Below are 19,552 nucleotides of genomic sequence, written 5' to 3' on the forward strand. Positions count from 1 at the left end.
CTTAATCAAAGCTGTAAACTAATGTAGCACCAAGTTCGGTGTCTACCTTTTCTTTTTCATTTTCTGGCTGCGAATTATAACGGTAAATAAACGCAAACTTCAGCGCAATTCCGCCAATCACTTGTGTAACTAGCGCAGATTCAGCAAACAATCGGGAGTTTAAACCTGACAGCGATTGCTCAAAACTCACGTCTTGATTAAAGCGGGTACGCTTTGAAACGTTTCTTTCCCACTGCAATGCCATACGCAAAAGCTGGCCTTGCTCCGTTCTATCTTCTTCCGGTTCAAGCTCGATTTCGTTATCCACACGAGAGATAGACATACCGGGACCGATGTCGATATCTACCGTGTTCTTTCGTCCCTCGTACACACGATTGCCATAACCAAGCGCAAATGTCGTGGTATATTCCTTGCCATTAAACCTGTCACGCTCATAGTCGCCGTACATAAAGAACGAAGCGTTATCGTCCCCTAATTTGTAGTTACCTTGCGCAGAGCCAAAGTAGCGCGATGCTGAGACATCTTCGACATCCGTTTCTGTATTGTGTTCGCGGCGATAAAGGCCATTAAATTTAAATTGATTACGCCACTTGGGGAAATCTTGGTAGAGATTACTTTTTAACTTAAATGACGTGTTTTGCGTATTACCTTTGTTAACGATAAAGCCAAATTCAACGTCACCGTACAGCATTTCGCCCTTATGTTTTTGATGAATTTCGTCATCGGGCATTTTGCCATATTCGTGAAAATCTTCGAATGGATCCGTAGCTAAGCTTGGTAGCGAAACCAAGCCAATTGCAAATAAGGCGAAAGTTCTAAAAAACGGCACTGACAACTACTTTCCGGTTATTGCTTCCAAATGATATGACAAAACGGCGCATCTAAATCTCTGCTAATTAGGATTTTTGCGTACACCTGATCCGAGTCATCAAACTCGATACCGACCAAAACCTGAACGAAGTGCTCTGGTTCTGCTTCTTGTTCATACGCAGTGATGCTTGACCAACTCTCGTCCGGCTCACTTTCTTCAATGAAGCCACGATCTTCGCGATGTTCGTTGAACATATTAATATCGTGTTCTTCAAGATTATCCGGGGCCAACTCAAGGAAGATATCATATGCTTGGTGAGTGGCTTCTTCGATGCTACAAAGTCTCGCTGTCATGGACGCTAGCCTGTTGTTTTAAAATTGGCGCAATGATAGCAAAATGAGGTAAAACATAAATACTTAGTCGCGATAATCAAACAGAAAATAACGCTAAATGACGAACAAATTATCGGTAAAAGTTGAATGTTACGTCGCTTTTGAGTTATTACTCTAAAACTATCGCATAAAACCCGCAGGGAGCATCTCATCATGATTTCATTTTCCGAAGCGAACAACATCGCATTTGTGACCTTATCTCGACCAGAAAAACAAAACGCGCTGTCTGTTGACATGTTTGTTGGTTTAGATAATGCGATAAAGAAAATTAGAAAAAGCAAATCAATTAGGGCTGTCGTTCTCCAAGGTGAAGGCGCACATTTTTGTGCTGGTCTAGATGTAAAAAGCGTGCTGAATAAACCTTCTGGGATCATCAAGCTACTTAAAAAGTGGTTACCTGGCAATGCTAACTTAGTACAAAGAGTCGTACTCGGCTGGCAAACTTTGCCAGTTCCTGTCATCGCCAAGATCACAGGCAATTGTTTAGGCGGAGGCTGTCATATTGCATTAGGTGCTGACATTCGTTTAGCCGACAGCAGTGCGCAGTTTGCCATTATGGAAGCTAAATGGGGACTTTGCCCTGACATGGGTGGCAGCTTACTTTTGCCTGCCACAATGAACAAGGATAAGGCACTGATGATGACAGTCCATGCACAGCGAATAGATGCCCAGCAAGCACTAAAGGACGGTCTCATTACCGAGCTCTGTGATAATGTTGACACTAGACTCTCAGAATTACTGACTCAATTTAGCGCACGCTCGCCAGATGCTATTGCAGCAATTAAGAAAGTGTATAATCGAGCCTACAACCAGCCGGCCCGTAAACTGCTATGGTTAGAAACGTGGTCACAAATCAAATTGCTCGCAGCTAAAAATACCAAAATTGCGATGAAGAATGCCTCTGTAGCAGATGAGAATAAAAAGCCATTTTTGCCTCGCATGAAGTGGTAACGCTAGGTTGAATGCTTGTTTGCCCAAAGTATAATAGTCATCGCAATACGAGAGCGTACAATTAGGCATCATACATGTTAGCGCCATTGCAGTGCTGAGGATTTACATTTAATGGTACACAGAGCGAAGTTGATATTACGATTTGCACTAGGCTTTGCCATCATTTTGGCGTGTCTCTTCAGCGCCAAATGGATAATTCAGCTTAGTGCTTTACAGATCCCAGCCGCCCTACTTGGCATGGTGTTTCTTGTCATACTTCTTGCCACAAAAATCATTAAAGTAGAATGGTTAGCCCCCGCAGCAGAGCCCATCTTAAAATACATGGCGCTGTTTTTTATTCCAGCGGGAGTGGGCTTGGTAGAGCATCTCAGTTTGTTTCAATCCCACTGGCTTATGCTGCTGTTATTGCTAGTTGGTGTTCCAACAATAAGTCTTGTATTGTTAAGCCCTATCGTTAAGAGCATCAAGTTTCGTGATTAATATGATTATGGCGTCAGCGCTCACTGTGCTGTTATTTTTTAGTGCACGCAAACTATATCAGCGTATCTCCTTACCGATATTGAACCCTGTGCTGATCTGCATTTTGGCCATTTCGGCATTTCTACTATTCACTAAGTTCGACTACAAGGTATATCAACAAGCAACGCTACCAATTCATTACTTGTTAGAGCCAGCTGTCGTTGCACTCGCTTACCCCTTGTATAAACAATTTCACCAAATTAAACCGGTATTTTTTGCATTGTGCTTAACCAGTTGGTTGGGTGTTTCACTGTCTACGTTAAGCGCTTTTCTTATTTGCCAGTTTTTCGCAGCCGATCCACAGCTCTCAGCTTCAATGGCGGCCCTGTCGGTTACAACACCAATCACTCTACTCATTAGTGATTATCTCGGGGGGATCCCCGCTATTGCAGCGATTATGGTGATACTAATTGGTGTATTTGGTGGCGTGTTTGGGCTACATATCTTGCACTGGTGTAAAGTTGACCATATGCAAGCGAAAGGCACTGCGCTTGGTGTTGCTTGCCATGCGATAGGCACAGCCGCAGCGATAGAGCATCACCCCATGGCTGGCGCTTTTGCTTCAGCGGCGATGACAATTACCGCCATGATAACTGCACTTTGGGTGCCTTTGTTTTATCATTGGTTGGCTACTCTAATTTAATAACTCGGGATATGACTGTGATCAATCAAGAAATCGAGCAAATAGAACACTATTACAACATTATTCGAGAGTATCTGGTGACGTACAGTTTCCAATTGCTCGCTGCGATATTCATCTTCCTTCTCGGTTTGTGGTTATCAAGAAAGCTGTCTAAAGCGACTGAAAACTTGATGCTAAAACACAATATCGATCCTGCTTTAACCAACTTTATTGGCAATGTGATCAAGGTGCTTATCATTGCCATGTTTGTGATTATTTCTCTTGGCAAGGTTGGCATCAGTATTACACCATTTGTTGCCGCCATCGGTGCCGCGTCTTTAGGTGCAGGTCTTGCACTGCAAGGTATGCTAGCAAATTATGGCGCAGGGCTTGCCATCATTGCTACCCGCCCATTTGTGATTGGCGATACCATCAGCATCAAAGGCGTTAACGGCCAAGTTAAAATGATTGAGCTTGGACATACCACGCTCATCAACGAAGACAAAGTAGAGATCACAATCCCAAATAAACATGTAGTGGGAGAAATTCTCCATAACTCGTTTGCAAACTCTTTGGTTAAAGGTGAAATAGGGATAGCTTATGATGCTGATTATCAAAATGCATTAACACTTATCAATCAGGTACTCGCTGATAATGCTAAGGTCAGTCAAGACCCTAAGCCGCAGGTGGGGATTGAGGAATTTGCCGACAGTGCCGTGATATTGAGCTACCGCTACTGGGTGCCTACGACTTCACTTATCGAAACTAAATTAGAAGTGAATAAAGCGGTGTTTGCCGCAATTAAAAATGCGGAAATCGAAATTCCATTCCCGCAACGAGTGGTTAAAATCATTCAGTGAGTAAACTCAATAACGGCTAGCACCCTAGCCGTTATTCTACCCTCAGTTTTCATCAGGCTTTCCCATAGAAAAGCCACTGCGTAAATGAAGATCGCGCTGTGGAAACGGGATCTCGATTTGATATTTTCGAAAGGCATCATCGATAGCCCAGAGGTAATCAGAAACCAGCGCTGTTGGTCGCTTTACCTGCTCAGGTTGCACCCAAACTCCAAGCGTGAAATTCAAGCTACTATCACCAAACCCTGTCATCCATACTGTTGCTTCTCGCCCCGGCGTATTCAAGGTATATTGGACATTTTTGGCCGCTTCCAATGCGGCACGCTTCACCTTCTCTTTGTCGCTGCCGTAGGCCACCGAAAAAGGAATACGGAAACGACGATATTTATCCGACATTGTCCAATTGGTAATTGTATTTGACACCATTTCCGAGTTTGGAATAAGCAGGTCGACGTTGTCATTTGTACGGATCCAAGTTGAGCGCATGTGAATGGCGATGACTTCTCCCACCACCCCGTTGGTCAGCTCAACAAAGTCCCCAACTTTGACGGTTTTCTCTAGCAGTAATACCAGACCAGAGACAAAGTTATTCACTAGACCTTGTAGGCCCAAGCCAATCCCAACGCCGAGTGCACTGGCAACAAGCGCTAATTCAGTGATCTCTATTCCTAAGGCGGTCAGCGCAATAATAAGACCAATAAATAACACGATGTAGTGAATGATCCTTCCTATCACATAGGCTGAGGTATGCTGGATCACCCCTTGCCTTGAAGCAAGACGATTAAATGCTAGTCGCAGGATCTTAGAGATCACCAAAGTCGCAACGATCACAGCGATAAATGAAAGTGCCTCTCCCACCTCTAATGAAAATTTACCTAATGAAAATAGCTTTTGGTCAAGCCACGGAATATCTACGTCTATATCTATTGGTGCTTTTATCATGGTTATATTTTTTGTTATCTCGTGAAGTTAAGTGTGTGTGGCTAGCAGCAAAAATACAAGTTTTAAAGACGCCTAAATCATGCTTTGTTCAAGCTACTCGCTTGACCTTTTACAGGGCTCGTGACTAAATAAAGGACAAATAAATAACAATAATACTACTGCGGATTGGTAAAATACGTCATGAAAAAATCCCTACTCGCTTTAACCACTTGTCTCGCGCTTGCGTTGCCAGCTTATAGTCAATCGCTTGCGGACCTTACCACGCTCGAAGCACAAACCAAAATACAAAATCGAACTTTATCAGCAACGCAACTCACTGAGTTTTATTTAAAAAGGATTTCACAACTTGACGACAGTGGCCCTATGCTCAATGCAGTGATCACGCTCAATCCCAACGCTTTACAAGACGCTAAAAAGCTTGATGCCGAACTACGCGCGGGAAAATACCGAGGGCCACTTCATGGCCTGCCAGTTATTGTTAAAGATAATATCGACACCAGAGCGCCAATGGCAACAACTGCAGGTGCGCTCGCACTGCAACACAACGTCAAAACCCAAGCGGCACCACTTATCATCCAGTTAGAACAAGCCGGCGCTATCATCCTTGGCAAAGCCAATTTAAGTGAATGGGCAAACTTTAAATCAAGTTTCAGCTCGAGCGGCTACAGCACGCTTGGGGGTCAAACCAAAAACCCGTATGTGTTAGACAGAACACCATGTGGCTCAAGTTCAGGCTCTGCTGTTGCAGTCTCCGCAGGTCTTGCACTGCTCGCTATTGGCACGGAAACTGACGGTTCTATTGTTTGTCCTTCAGCACATAATGGTGTTGTAGGTATTAAACCGACTGTCGGTTTGGTTTCTGGTGAAGGCATTGTTCCTATCAGTCATAGCCAAGATAGCGCTGGCCCTATGGCAAAATCGGTGATGGGTGCCGCTTTGTTACTCAATGCTATCGTTATCGATGCAAAACAGCCGATTGACTTTACCCAAAGCTTAAATACTGCCAGTTTCAAAGGCAAACGAATTGCTATCACCAGTCATGTAGGTCAATTTCCACCTGCAGTTCAAGCGGTATTTGCAAAAGCCGTTGCGACCATGAAAGCAAATGGCGCAGAAATAATTGAAGGGTTAGACTTACCTGAGCTGGAAGCTTTAGGCTCCGCCGAATTGGATATTTTGCTCTATGACTTCAAGCATGATCTCAATGCTTACCTTGCCACGACACCAGAGCAGGTAAAAGTAAAGAACTTAAACCAGCTCATCCAATTCAACCAGCAACACCCTTCCACCATTAAGTACTTTGATCAATATTTGATAGAGGAAGCAGCAAAGAAAGGCGATATCACTGAGCACCGATATCAAGAGGCCCAAGCTTTGGTTAAAAAATTTGCCCGCCAACAAGGCATTGATAAAATAATGCAAGAACATCGTCTTGACGCATTTATCGCACCAACGAATACCCCAGCTTGGAGTATCGATATCATTAACGGTGATAATTTCTCCGCCTCCTCGTCATCTCCCGCCGCGATTGCAGGATATCCAAGCATTACCGTACCGATGGGTTTTCATCATGAGCTACCGCTGGGTATTTCTTTCTTCGCTGAGGCTTATAGCGAAGCGAAACTAATCAAGCTTGCCTATGCTTTCGAGCAGTTGACTAATGCACGCAAAGCGCCTGAGTTTAAGGCGACATTAACGCCTTAGCAGCACAAATAAAAAGCCTCCGCACCACTGCAGGAGGCTTTCTGTTAAAAATAGCGATAATACCGCATTTCTTTATGCTCCTTTGTATTCAAGGTAACATTTCAGCTCAATTAAACTAGTTGTACATAAGGCCTCAAAATCAGTGATTACATCTGGAGTTGGTAGCTGTTTGTTGCTTTCACACTCTCTTTGTAATTTAGAACTAAGCTGACCAAGCTTTGAGCACCCTAGGTTCATCGCAGCTCCCTTAACTTTGTGAAAAAGCTTAGCCAACTCACCGACATCACCAGAGGTGAGGCTAGACCTTAAATTAGAAATTTCTTCATCAATGCTGCGCTCAAAACTTTTAGATAAGTTACACAGAAGTGCTAAAGGCAAAGAGTTTAGTCTATCAATGTCCAATAACTCAGAGTCTGGTTCTCTAGTCACCTTAGGTGTTGCTTCACACTCACTACTCTCAATTGGTGGTGTGCTAACTTGTTCAGACCGTAGTTTTTTCGAGCACTTTTGCAGACAAGAGACCAAGTCAGCTTCTACAACTGGTTTAGTCAAGAAATCAACCATACCTACAGCTAAGCATTGCTTTTTATCTGCAACAGTTGCATTAGCTGTCAGAGCCACTATTTGAGGAGCTTGATCGCCATAAATACGGAACACTTCGCGCGTAGTTTGCAATCCATCAAGTACTGGCATTCTCATATCCATTAATATGAGATCATATTGCTTCTCGCAAAGCTTATCTAAAGCAATTTGTCCATTTTCAGCAAAGTCCGCTTTGTAGCCACATGCTCCAAGATAGTGCTTCATAAGCTCAATATTAACGAGATTGTCTTCTGCTACGAGGATCTTTAGTGGATAATTTTCTGCTAAATAAGGTAACTGCTCAATCGCTTGGGTGCTTTCACTATTGGATTCATGGCGATAACCTGCAAACAATGTGCTCATCAAGGCATCATAAAATGCCGATAACCTAAAAGGCTTATATGCTATATGCTCAAAAAGGTTTCGCGCGTTATTAGGTAGCGTTGTTGATGACGAAAATAGCATCATTGGTGGCCCATATATCAGCTTTTCTTTTAATTGCGCAGCAAGCTCAATACCATTTACTTCCGGCATTTGGTAATCAAGAATCACCAAGTCTGCTGATTGCGCATCTGACACTATCGCTTCTATATCTCGAGGGTCCTGAAAGGTAGAAACTTTCATTCCCCATAATTCAAGATTGTGCTTAATCACTTCAAGGTTTACTGACAAATCATCTACCGCTACAACGGTTTTCCCTCTTAAAGCAGGGAGTTCACCTTGAGTATAAGGACTGCTTGTTGTTGGGTTAACTCTAACGGGTAGAGTGAAAAAAAACTCTGACCCCTTGCCTTGGCGGCTGTTCCATCCAATTTCTCCTCCTAAAGCTTCTACGATACTCTTACAAATTGCCAGCCCCAGTCCTGTCCCTCCATATTTTCTTGTGGTGGCACTTTCAACTTGGGTGAACACATCAAACAATTTATGCTCGCCACTTTTAGGAATACCAATTCCAGTATCTTTTACCGAAAATCTGAGCACGGTATGAGGTAGCTCAACACCTGTTTTAGAGACATGTATTTTTACATATCCCTCTTTGGTAAACTTAATTCCATTGCTAATCAAGTTACAGAGAATTTGAGTAATGCGAGTTTTGTCAGCAATACATGTAACTTGCGCATTAGCTTCAATGTTATAGACAATTTCAAGGCCTTTTTCTTGGGCTTTATTTGCATATAACATGACACAATTTTCAACTAGTTCATTCAAATCAAAAGAAATATTCTCAAATTCCATCTTCCCTGACTCAATTTTTGAAAAGTCCAAAACATCGTTAATCAAAGACAGTAAATGCTCACCACTATTGTGGATCGTTTGCAAAAAGTCAGCTTGCTTTTTGGAAAGGGACTCTCTTGCAAGTAGGCTCGTCATACCTAAAATACCATTCAGCGGTGTTCGTATCTCATGGCTAATATTCGCAAGAAATGTAGACTTAGCCTGATCCGCTTCCTCAGCAGCGCGGCGCGCGCGCTCTTCTTCGGTGATATCGTCTAGCACTACTAAAATTTGTTGTTGTTCATTGTGTTGAAACTGCTCTAAAGTGATAGTAAAAGTACGCAGTGATGTCCCTTCTTGAGGGCACCATAAGGTTTTAACGAGTCTATTATTGTTCTTTTCTTTTAATTTACTGACTAATGTATCTTGGCTAGCTAAATAGCCGCTCAACTCATTTTTTAGACTACAGTCCAAAGCAGGCTTATTAACCGCTTTCAAATCCGGTAAACCATTGGAAATAAAAATAGCGCTAGGCACTGAATTCAATACTGTTTCATTGAAGCAGCGCCAATATTCTGATTGAGCCATTGTGTATTGTAACTCAATCTCCTTTCGCTTTAGCTCAACAAACACATTCACCTTAGCAAGTAGAATATCTTCGTTAAGTGGTTTGTGAATGAAATCGACTGCACCTAGTTGATATGCCTCAATTAGGTCTTCTCTTGATTGCTCACCTGCTGTGATGAAGATGATCGGTGTGGCAACTAAGGCTGGGTCATCCCTCATTAAGCTGGCCACTTCGAATCCAGACATATCAGGCATGTTTACATCTAACAAGACTAAGAAGATATCAGGGTGCTTTACTAACTTTTTCAATGCTTCATTACCGCTAGCCGCTTCAATACGTTCTGCAGCCACATTTTTCAATAACTTTTGCAGCACAATAATGTTTTCTTTGCGATCATCAACGAGAAGTATTTTTGGTAAATTAGTATCCATGACTTGCTCCTGCAATAAGTTGTGCTATCGAATAGTGGCTAAGTTCAAGATCAATTTTTGTCGTACTTTTTGCCGCACTTACCATCTGCGGGAACTCACAAAGTTCAGGTGCAAGTATAGTTGTTAAGGCGTTGACCTGACTCAGCCCTAACATACCCTGTACACCATCTTCATTGGCACCAGAGAGTAAAATCCCAATTGCTCGATGTTGGTAAACATTGGCAATACTTAAAAACAGATTGTCAATGGCAGGGCAACAGCCATGGATAAGTTCACCAACACCTAATCGAATACAGTGATCCGTTGAAATGCTGATATGTAGGCGTGAGGGGGCGATGTATATGTGGTTCTTTTCTAAGGGCGCACCATCTATTGCAATAGAGACAGGGTAACGGATCAAGTTAGATAACGTCTGCTGCAGCGCTAGCCCACCTATTTCACTAGAGTGTAGTACTAAAACCAGCGGCGGTATTATTTCTCCATTGAGTAAGCGACATATAGAAATAAAATCAGACGTCGCACCGGCTGAGCCACCGATACCAATGACTTGACATACATCCTCAATTTCGTTTGTACACCGAATTTCCACTCGATAACTCCTTAAATTGCCGTGAATTAAGTAACGACTCCGACTCTCCGACAACCAAATATGCGTCTTTTTTCATCGCTTTTGAGATTGTTAACAGCACTTCATCCTGCGCGTGTTGAGTGTAATAAATAAGCATGTTACGGCAAAATACTAAATCAAACTCGCCCTCAGGTAAGGCTTTCGTCACATCACAAACAGAAAAAATAGTATGTTCTGTTAGGGCGGGATTAAAATGAACCACACCAGATTGATACTCAAAGTAATTGCGAAATTCCTGTTTTCCACCAGCGCTAAAATAATTGCACGTAAATTCTTTAAAATCTGAAATTTTGTATATCGACTTCTTTGCGACACTAATCGCCCTCGGACTTATGTCATAGGCAAAGCTACGTGTTTTCCCCAACATACCCAGTTCAAGCAACATAATATTTGCACTAAGAACCTCTTCACCTGTTGAACAACCAATATGCGCAATCTTATATTGTTTATTGCTATCCCAGTTTTGAGAGAGTAAAGCCCGAAGATATTTGAATACATGCGGTGCCCGAAACATGCTAGTAACGTTGATCGTTACTTCGGCGAGCACATCACTACACTCCTTTTCACCAGATAAGATTTTTGGAATCAACTCTGTGATATGCGACACGCCTAACTCGTTTCCAGCTTTAATAATTCGCTGTTGTAAAAAGTCATCAGAGTAACGTACAAGTGCATAACCATTCTTGTATTCCAATGCTCGTACTACAAGATCTATTGAAAACGCATCACTTTGCATTACGCTATTTACTCTCTATTGCAACCAAACATGTAACACTGACATTAAGCGTTTGCTATCAACAGGTTTTGAGATAAAGTCATTCGCACCCACATCAATACATTTAACTCGCTCAGTTGCCATCGCTTTTGCAGTAACGGCTATTATAGGTACTGTTTGCCATTTATCGTTTTCCCGTATTTTTGCAATAGCTTCATAACCATCCATCACGGGCATCATGATGTCCATCATCACCAAGTCAAACTCTTGCTCTGTCATTAACTCTAGCGCTTCTGCGCCATTACATGCCTTGCTTACTTCAATTCCCTCTTTGTTTAACACCTTAGCTAAAGCAAAGGTATTGCGCATATCGTCATCAACTAGCAACACTTTTTTACCCTTTAAGCTATTAGTATTATGTTGATATTGATACAGCAGCTCCCTTTGCATCTCTGGCAACTCTGATTCTAAGCGATGCATAAATAATGTTGTTAATTGAATTAAATGGGCTTCTTGCGCATCTTCGGATACCACAAAATGTCCCTGATACGCCTTGAGTTGTTGGCTTAGGACTTCAGGCGATTGCGCGTTGTATAACAAAACTTTCGGTGGGATATCGTATTCTAATATGGCATCAAACAATTTCATCAGTTGCTCAGACCGAATACTGGTTACGTCGATTAAAATTAGGTGGGGCTTAATCTCCTTGAATAGCTTACAGGCAGTGGTAATATCATGACAAGATTCGAGTGCGACGTTTTGCTGTTCAAACACCGTTTGCAACCGTTTCAGTTCAACCAATGACGCAATCATTAAAAGCTGCATAACATGCTGTTGATTTTCAACAGAGATCTGATTAGCAAGCCGCTCAATATCGTCGTCTTTCAATGGTTTATTCGTTATCCCTAAAGCACCAAGCTGAAGCACATTTTCAACATTTATTTCAAGCCCAGTGATGATTTCAACCGGTATTCTCATCGTTTCGGGGTGACGCTTTAACCTTTCTAGCAGACGAACGCCATCTTCGTCTGGCAGACCAACATCCAGTAAAATACCATCAGGTAACATAGACACAGCCAACTTGAAGCCATCCGCCGCACTGTGTGCTAGAGCTGAGTTAAAGCCTTGTTTAGCTACCATCTGTGCAATTATTTTCGCTAACTGAACATTATCCTCTATTACGAGTATTACTTTCTCTGCTTTAGAGGGCGCTTCAACAGATTGCTCTGTTTTAGTCATTCCTTCATTACTCTCTAGGACAGAACCAGCTTGCTCACCAGCTAGCATTGAAGTCGATTCTTCGCCTATCTTACCGGAGATATCTTCTAGATTATCTGACACAGATGAATGCGTTTGCTTTGACGAACGAATATCAACATTACTGGCGCTCCCATTAAATGGTAATATCAGCTTGAAAGTACTACCTTTACCAACTTCACTGTCAACAGATATCAGTCCCCCTAGCAACTCGGTCAACTGTCTTGAAATTGTCAGCCCCAGACCAGTACCACCAAACTTTCGACTAGTAGAGCCATCTTCTTGCTGAAAAGCCTCAAATATTAATGACAATTTAGACGTGCTAATCCCTATACCAGTATCTCTTACAGTAAACTCAAGCGCATCGCCCATATCCTCCAAGGTTATTTGCTCGGTACTAAGAGTGACTTTTCCTTCACTAGTAAACTTAATTGCATTACTCAACAAGTTTTTCAAAACTTGCTCTACACGCTTTCTATCAGAGTTGATAAGCGCTCCTTGGCAATGATCATTAATTTCGAAGTGAATATTTTTCCCATTTGCCACTGGAGTAAACATTCTTTTCATGTTTTCAAGCAGTAAGTTAACTGAAAATTCCTCTTTAATGATCTCCAACTTACCAGCTTCTATTTTTGATAAATCTAAGATTTCATTGATCAAACTGAGTAAGTCATTACCGCTTTGGTGAATAATGGTTGCAGATTCGACATCTTCGTCTGTTAGCTGCCCACTCTCATTGTTCATAAGCCCTTTTGCCAATAACAACAAACTGTTAAGTGGTGTACGTAACTCATGCGACATATTCGCTAGAAACTCGCTTTTATATTTGCTCGCAAGTTGAAGCTCATCGGCCCTTGCTTCGAGCTCAGCTTTCAAGGTGTTAAGTTTGAGATTTCGCTGCTCTAACTCTTCCTTTTTCTGTTCTAATTCAACGGTTTTCTGCTCTAAATCAACATTACTTTGCTCTAATTTATCTTGCTTTCGTTCTAAGTCCGCTTGGGTCGATTGAAGTGTTTGCGTTTGCTCTTCCAATAAACAGCTCTGCTTTTGCGTTTTTTCGAGTAGCTCATCCACCTTTTGCCGCGCTTGCAAAATATTCAGCATAACAGCAATAGACTCACTCGATTGAGCGAGAAACTCTTGAATGACCTCATCTTGCTTTTCGCTATATGCAATCTCAATAATACCTTTTAGATCTTCTTCAATTAACAATGGCAAAAAAATGATTTCCGTTGGCTGAGCTTTACCTAAGCCAGAACTGACCTCAATATAGCCTTCAGGTACAGGGCTAAAGGTCACTATTGTCTTTTCTTTCATGACTTGCCCAACTAACCCTTCGCCAACCTCAAATGTATGTGTCGACTGCTTCCTATTGTCAAAAGCATAGCTAGCTTGCAACTGGCACTTATCCTGTTCAACGAGATATATGCCGCCAACACATGCTTTTGTATATCTCGCAAGATAATGTATTGAAGCTTCAGCCAACAGAGCTGTTTTATCGATGCTACGCAGCTCAACATTTAGCTGATTTAGGCCATTTTTAATCCAGCTCTGGGCCCTATTCTCCATCTCGCTCCGTTGCAATGACTCAAGCATGTCACGCAACGCCGATGAGAGTCGATCTTTGGGTCCTCGCTGCTGTATATCAATATTATAATTATGCTTGGCTATCTGGTTTGCCTGCTGCTCAACTTGCTTAAAACTCAAACGCATATCCGACAACGTTTGAGCGATTAAATCTCGCTCGCTTCTTTGCGAAAACTCCACATCCAGCTCTCCTTGAGCCATCAGTTGTGCTTTAGCTAAAATCGCTTTGAGATTATCAGATACTGTATTTACGGCTGTGGACAATTCATGTAATTCGTCATTGCTTGATAGAGTAAGTCGTTCACCATCAAGGAACCCCTGAGCAAGCTCTTCTGATTTATGTTGAATTGCACCAATAGAGCGGGTGAGAAAACGTGAGAACCCCAGTGCAACAAAAAGAGATAGAAGTATTGCAACCAAGGTGGTTACCCAAATAATATTGAGGATGGCATTTTCAGCATCAAATAAAGCTGTCACATGCTCTTCTTCTTGAATAGACATCATCTGTTCGAGTTCATCGACCGTTAGATTAATATCATTTACTAAAGGGATTGCACGATTCGTTAAAATAAATTGCGCTTTGTTCCAGTTTTTTTTATTTCTTTCCGCCACTATGTTTTTTGCACTATCCACATATATATCTTTGAGGCGTAGAATATTCAACCACGATGCGGAACTGCTTATCGTTGATTGATAGCTAGTATCTATACTGTCAATAACACTGCTAAACTCACTCAGCTTGCTGTAAAGCTCTGACTCGCCACCATCAAAGTCACCAGAGAGATAATAGCCAAGTTGAGTTTCAATTAACGTCGTAATATAGCGAAGGTTAGCGAGTTGAATAGAAGCCTGTTGCGGCACTTTATTCGTGTTAATTAACGTTGACAGACTTTCTTGTAAGCTTTGAGAAGAGGGTTTAAAACTATTTGTAAATAAGTCTTTCGAGAGCGTATTTTCACGACTCCAAGCGATATTCTCGATTTCGTATTGGATCTCCCTAAACTGCTTCAGCTGTGCGTTCAATTCGTCGAGTGAAATAGCTATACGACCACTTAACTTCATTTCAGATAAACGTGCCGTTTGCCTATCAATAATCCGCCAAGACTTAGCTCTTTTTGCGATAAAATACTTGCTTTCAGTCTCTATATTCCCCAACAGCATATAACCACGTAGCAACGCGAGAGAAGTTTGTAATTCAGTTTCTATTACACCTAACGATCTGACCATTGGTAGCACATGATCAGAAAGGTACTCTCGCATCGTTTTTACATCTACCGTTTTTTGATAGATAAAAACCGAAGAAAATACCACTATCAATAAAATTGAAGAAAATGTAACGGTAAGTTTATGTGCCAGCTTCATTGATGTTCCCTTTGCTTTGTTCATCCAATACAGATAGGAATGTAGCCTCAGGCATTGGCTTATAAAACAAAAAGCCCTGATACATCTCAACACCAAGCTGAGTCAAAAAAGTAAATTGATCGCTATTCTCGACCCCTTCTGCAACCACCTTCAAATTCAACGCATGTGCCATATTGATGATGGCGGTAGCGATTGCCACATCGTCTTTACTGTGTGGTAAATCATCGACGAAGGATTTGTCGATCTTCAGCTTTTCTATAGGTAGCCTTTTTAAATACGCCAGTGAAGAATAGCCGGTGCCAAAGTCATCTATTGAGATGGTAATACCTCGGTCTTGAAACTCTTTTAAAATGAGCACAGCACTTTCAACATCATGTAGTATTGTTGATTCGGTTATTTCTAACTCAATGTGCTGCGACGAAATATTCCATTCATCCATAGTACTAAACATAAAGTCACATAATCGCGGGTCCAAAAACTGTTTCCCAGAGAGATTAAATGCAATTTGGATCGTTAAGCCGGCGTCATTACATTTAGCCAAGAAACAACATAATTGCCGAAAAAGTAACTTACCTAGACCAATGATTAGGCCTGACTGCTCAGCGATCGGAATAAAATCAGCGGGCGAAATAAATTGGTTATTTTGATTTCTCCACCTTACTAGAGCTTCTGCTCCTTGAATTGTTCCATAGGCATCAATTTTAGGTTGATAATAGAGCTCAAATTCATCGTGCTCGATGGCATGATGAATCGCTTCCTCTAGCTCTACTCTGTCTTTTAAAGATACCTGTTGCGTAGGTTTGAAGACTCGGACTCTATCACCATCTTGTTGAATTAGACCCGCTAATGCAATTTCAGCATCACGCAAAATATCATGTGAGTATCGATATACATGCGTATCAAAAACTAACGACGCAGAAAAGCTAATATGAAGCTTTTTTTCACCTGCTAATAAAGGCACCATCATCGTTTCCAATACTTCCTCATTCAGCCATAGCAACACCTCGTTTATAGGAGCAGGGTTTTCTATAACAAACGCTAGTTTATCGTTTGCTACTCTGGCTAAAGTGCTTTGAGGCTGTAGTACACTCGTAACTCTATTTGTAACTTCAACGGCCATGTGATCGCAAAAGTGGTGACCATAACTGTCACTGATCAATTTATAGCGATCGATAGAAATCAGCACCACAGCAAAGCTAGTAAGCTGCTTACTTTTCCTCGCTTGAATGTACATATCAAGCTTATCGAGAAAAGCCGAAGTATTTAGAGTTTGAGTCAGTGGATCCAGTACTTTGCGTTCAGTAATATCACTTATTGAACCGGCCATTCGGTAGGGCTTACCATTATCAAAACGTAAAGCGGAACCGCGCATCAACAACCACCTAAATGCGCCACTTTTATTTTGCATTCGACATTCATATTCAAAGTAGTCTGTCACTCCAGACAAATGTGCACGCAAGGCTCGTTTAAAACCAAGCATGTCATCGTCATGTAAGCGCGTTACAAATGTGGAAAAGTCTGGCTCTACTTCGCCCTCTTCTAGCCCTAATATCTGCTTCCATCTAGCGGAAAGGTAAATCTCATCTGTGGTAATAAACCAGTCCCACAGAGCATCATGTGCTCCTTTTGCTGCAAGCGCGAAGCGTTCATTTGCAACATCAACATCCTGCTTTAGTCTCTTAATAGTCAAAATGGTACCAATACGAGCCATTAGTACCTGAATGTTTATAGGTTTAGCTACAAAGTCGTTAGCTCCTAATTCTAAACACTTCACAACATTGTTAGTCTCATCATCACCGCTAATCATGACAACAGGCAGTGAAATAGCAGAGTGTTTTGCTCGTATAGAAGTAAGTACTTCAACCCCTGATCCATCTGGTAGACCAATATCCATCAGAACAATATCAAAACGATTTTTTGCCAGACAATCATACGCCATAGCAACACTGTCTCCAGCGACAATCTGCTCAAATTCATATATTTTTAAGCATTCGACAATTAACTCTCGGCTTACGAGGTCATCATCAATAACTAAAATGCTCACTTTTTTGTAATCTGGCATAATCCTTCTAACATCCTTAATTCGTAATGCTCAGAGTGATCAACATTAGACTTGCGTTAAATTCACTTCCAATAGCCAGCTATTGGTGCGTAAACTCGCCTTGCCATCTCAAAAACTCCTTGGTTAGATAAGGAAATAATTTAATATACATTTACAAACAATGAGTTAACTCATTCCTTACCCAATCCTAGAGTTAGTTATCTAACTTCCCGCGATTCTAACTTCAAAGATGAGCATATTGAGATCCCCAATACTATTATTAGAGATTAGTCTAAAAAGTGTATGTTGATAAATATTTAACCAACTAAGTCTGCAAGCTTTAACTGCTGATGAAAGAGTTGGTTGTCCTCTTTCCAATATAGATATGAACTATCTAACGATAGTTAAGTACATAGTATCTTTGTACGAGGGTGCTAATATCTCCGCCTCTAATGTAGAGGAAAAAGATAAAATACTTTGTGAAAATATTAGAAGTGAGTTTTAGTTAAAGGCTGTGATAGGGCCTGTTTATCCTGCAAGTTTGTTTTTGCAGCAGTTTGATTGGTATTTTACAAGACAGAGCCTGCGTAGCATAGCTATTCCATGTGAGTCAGGCGACAAAGACTTTGTGCTCCTACAAAGTTACCTTACCCCACATCCTTGTGGGGTAACACAGAAAAATGTCAATTTAGCGCAGTCCTTTGGGTTCACCTGAGTCCGCTTTGTTCATTGTTGCTCAACTTTTGCCTAGATTACTAGGCGGTAAGTCGAGTGTCGCGATCAAAATACACTCAGAAGAACAAAAATCGAACAAAAAAGATCAACAGGCCCAAGAGAATAGTTCGAATGACATCAGCCTATTTGATTACATAGATCAGCATAATACTAGAGGCTACTTATCTCGCAATTTTTTAATAACCCTACTCCAGCGTCCTGTGTCACCAAGACAGCTAGAGCGGCTATTCATTAGCCTAAACTACGGTTAATTAAGCTTTACGCCAAGTTGTTTTACCCGCGCTATCTTCTAACACAACGCCTAAGGCAGTTAGCGCATCACGCGCCTCATCCGCAGCAGCCCAATCTTTATTTTCACGAGCGCTGCGGCGCTTTTCAATCAATGCTTCGATTTGCGCTACTTCGTCGTCGTCTTGTTCGCCCTGTAAGAAAGATTCGGGGTCTTGCTGCGCAATACCTAAGACTTCCGCTAGTTTCACAAGAATAAACGCGTGCTCACCAGCAGCTTTTGCGTCACTATCTTTTAAGCGATTCACTTCTTTTGATAATTCAAAAATCACTGGCAGTGCTTCTGGCGTGTTGAAGTCGTCGTTCATTGCTGTCTCAAAACGTTCAACGTAAGCATTACCTTTAAGTTCGACCTCCACCAGCTCCACGCCACGTAGCGCAGTGTAAATACGCTCAAGCGACGAACGTGCTTGTTCAAGGTTTTCTTGTGAGTAGTTTAGCTGGCTACGATAATGACCATTGATCAAGAAATAGCGTACTGTTTCTCTATCAAAGGCTTTTAGCACTTCACGTACGGTAAAGAAATTGCCAAGAGACTTAGACATTTTCTCTTTGTTAACTTGTACCATGCCGGTGTGGATCCAAGTGTTCACATAACGGCCGTTATTTGCGCAGCAAGATTGAGCGATCTCGTTTTCATGATGCGGGAATTGCAGATCTGACCCCCCACCGTGAATATCAAAAAATTCACCCAAATGCTTTGAACTCATTGCGCTACACTCAATGTGCCAACCTGGACGACCTTCGCCCCACGGAGATTGCCACGCAGGCTCACCCGCTTTGGCTTTTTTCCACAATACAAAGTCAAGTGGATCATCTTTGTCTTGCGCTACTTCAACGCGTGCACCCGCCTGTAGCATTTCTAAATCTTGCTGAGATAACTGACCATATTGCTCAAACGTTGAAACATCAAACAATACATCCCCATCCTTCGCAACGTAAGCATGGCCTTTTTCAATCAAGCGCGCGATCATCTCGATGATTTCGTCCATATGCCCTGTTACCGTCGGCTCAATATCCGCAGGTAGCATATTCAACGCAGTAAAGTCTTCATGCATGGCTTTGGTCATGCGAACGGTTAGATCATTAATCGACTCTTTGTTTTCCGCGGCGCGTTTAATGATTTTGTCATCCACGTCAGTAATATTACGCACATACGTGACGTCATAACCTAAATAACGTAAATAACGGTTCATTACGTCAAATGAAACGTAAGTGCGTGCGTGTCCTACATGACAGAAATCATAGATAGTGATACCACACACGTACATATCAACCTTGCCTTCTTTGAGCGGTTTAAAAGGGGCTTTTTGGCGAGTGAGTGTGTTGAAAATCTGCAACATGT

The 19,552-nt window shown here is 41.8% G+C and carries 14 protein-coding genes; 5 read left to right on the plus strand and 9 right to left on the minus strand.

Features of this window, described 5'->3' with window-relative positions:
* Nucleotide 1 precedes the first annotated feature (1 nt).
* The gene (locus MHN30_RS13130) at nucleotides 2–829 is read right to left on the minus strand and encodes a DUF481 domain-containing protein (RefSeq protein WP_010371252.1); all 828 of its coding nucleotides are present in this window, start codon (nucleotides 827–829) and stop codon (nucleotides 2–4) included.
* 17 nt (nucleotides 830–846) lie between these two features.
* A complete protein-coding gene (locus MHN30_RS13135) occupies nucleotides 847–1,164 on the minus strand; it encodes a DUF440 family protein (RefSeq protein WP_010371248.1) in 318 nt (105 codons plus the stop codon).
* 192 nt (nucleotides 1,165–1,356) lie between these two features.
* Between MHN30_RS13135 and MHN30_RS13140 the strand changes: the two genes are divergently transcribed.
* The 4 genes from MHN30_RS13140 (at nucleotide 1,357) to MHN30_RS13155 (ending at nucleotide 4,155) form a co-directional block, all read left to right on the plus strand.
* Nucleotides 1,357–2,154: a crotonase/enoyl-CoA hydratase family protein gene (locus MHN30_RS13140; protein ID WP_239359929.1), complete on the plus strand. Its 798-nt coding sequence runs from the start codon at nucleotides 1,357–1,359 to the stop codon at nucleotides 2,152–2,154.
* Nucleotides 2,155–2,265: 111 nt separating this feature from the next.
* A complete protein-coding gene (locus MHN30_RS13145; RefSeq protein ID WP_010371242.1) occupies nucleotides 2,266–2,634 on the plus strand; it encodes a CidA/LrgA family protein in 369 nt (122 codons plus the stop codon).
* 1 nt (nucleotide 2,635) lies between these two features.
* Nucleotides 2,636–3,316: an LrgB family protein gene (locus MHN30_RS13150; protein WP_211200811.1), complete on the plus strand. Its 681-nt coding sequence runs from the start codon at nucleotides 2,636–2,638 to the stop codon at nucleotides 3,314–3,316.
* Nucleotides 3,317–3,333: 17 nt separating this feature from the next.
* Entirely contained in the window at nucleotides 3,334–4,155 is an 822-nt protein-coding gene (locus MHN30_RS13155; protein ID WP_130163777.1) for a mechanosensitive ion channel domain-containing protein, read from the plus strand.
* Between the two features lie 42 nt (nucleotides 4,156–4,197).
* On the opposite strand, the gene MHN30_RS13160 is transcribed toward MHN30_RS13155, so the two are convergent.
* Nucleotides 4,198–5,094: a mechanosensitive ion channel domain-containing protein gene (locus MHN30_RS13160; RefSeq protein ID WP_239359931.1), complete on the minus strand. Its 897-nt coding sequence runs from the start codon at nucleotides 5,092–5,094 to the stop codon at nucleotides 4,198–4,200.
* A 180-nt stretch (nucleotides 5,095–5,274) separates the two neighbouring features.
* Here MHN30_RS13160 and MHN30_RS13165 point away from each other — a divergent pair, with 180 nt between their 5' ends.
* Nucleotides 5,275–6,798: an amidase gene (locus tag MHN30_RS13165; RefSeq protein WP_239359933.1), complete on the plus strand. Its 1,524-nt coding sequence runs from the start codon at nucleotides 5,275–5,277 to the stop codon at nucleotides 6,796–6,798.
* A gap of 72 nt (nucleotides 6,799–6,870) precedes the next feature.
* On the opposite strand, the gene MHN30_RS13170 is transcribed toward MHN30_RS13165, so the two are convergent.
* From MHN30_RS13170 to cysS, 6 genes are all read right to left on the minus strand, one after another.
* Nucleotides 6,871–9,594: a response regulator gene (locus MHN30_RS13170; RefSeq protein ID WP_239359935.1), complete on the minus strand. Its 2,724-nt coding sequence runs from the start codon at nucleotides 9,592–9,594 to the stop codon at nucleotides 6,871–6,873.
* Nucleotides 9,584–10,183 carry a chemotaxis protein CheB gene (locus tag MHN30_RS13175; protein ID WP_130163773.1) on the minus strand — a complete coding sequence of 200 codons (600 nt, stop codon included), beginning with the start codon at nucleotides 10,181–10,183 and terminating at the stop codon, nucleotides 9,584–9,586. Before MHN30_RS13175 ends, MHN30_RS13170 begins: the two co-directional genes overlap by 11 nt.
* Complete coding sequence (locus MHN30_RS13180) at nucleotides 10,155–10,958, minus strand: CheR family methyltransferase (RefSeq protein WP_130163772.1); 804 nt, start codon at nucleotides 10,956–10,958, stop codon at nucleotides 10,155–10,157. The genes MHN30_RS13175 and MHN30_RS13180 overlap by 29 nt, the downstream gene beginning before the upstream one ends.
* Nucleotides 10,959–10,973: 15 nt before the next feature.
* The gene (locus MHN30_RS13185) at nucleotides 10,974–15,143 is read right to left on the minus strand and encodes a response regulator (protein WP_239359939.1); all 4,170 of its coding nucleotides are present in this window, start codon (nucleotides 15,141–15,143) and stop codon (nucleotides 10,974–10,976) included.
* Nucleotides 15,127–17,205 (minus strand): EAL domain-containing protein, encoded by a 2,079-nt coding sequence (locus MHN30_RS13190; protein ID WP_130163770.1) that lies wholly within the window; start codon nucleotides 17,203–17,205, stop codon nucleotides 15,127–15,129. The genes MHN30_RS13185 and MHN30_RS13190 overlap by 17 nt, the downstream gene beginning before the upstream one ends.
* Before the next feature lie 965 nt (nucleotides 17,206–18,170).
* Entirely contained in the window at nucleotides 18,171–19,550 is a 1,380-nt protein-coding gene (cysS, locus tag MHN30_RS13195; RefSeq protein WP_039497102.1) for a cysteine--tRNA ligase, read from the minus strand.
* Nucleotides 19,551–19,552 lie beyond the last annotated feature (2 nt).

Source organism: Pseudoalteromonas sp. OF7H-1, from assembly GCF_022347825.1.
Taxonomy (GTDB): Bacteria; Pseudomonadota; Gammaproteobacteria; order Enterobacterales; family Alteromonadaceae; genus Pseudoalteromonas; species Pseudoalteromonas maricaloris.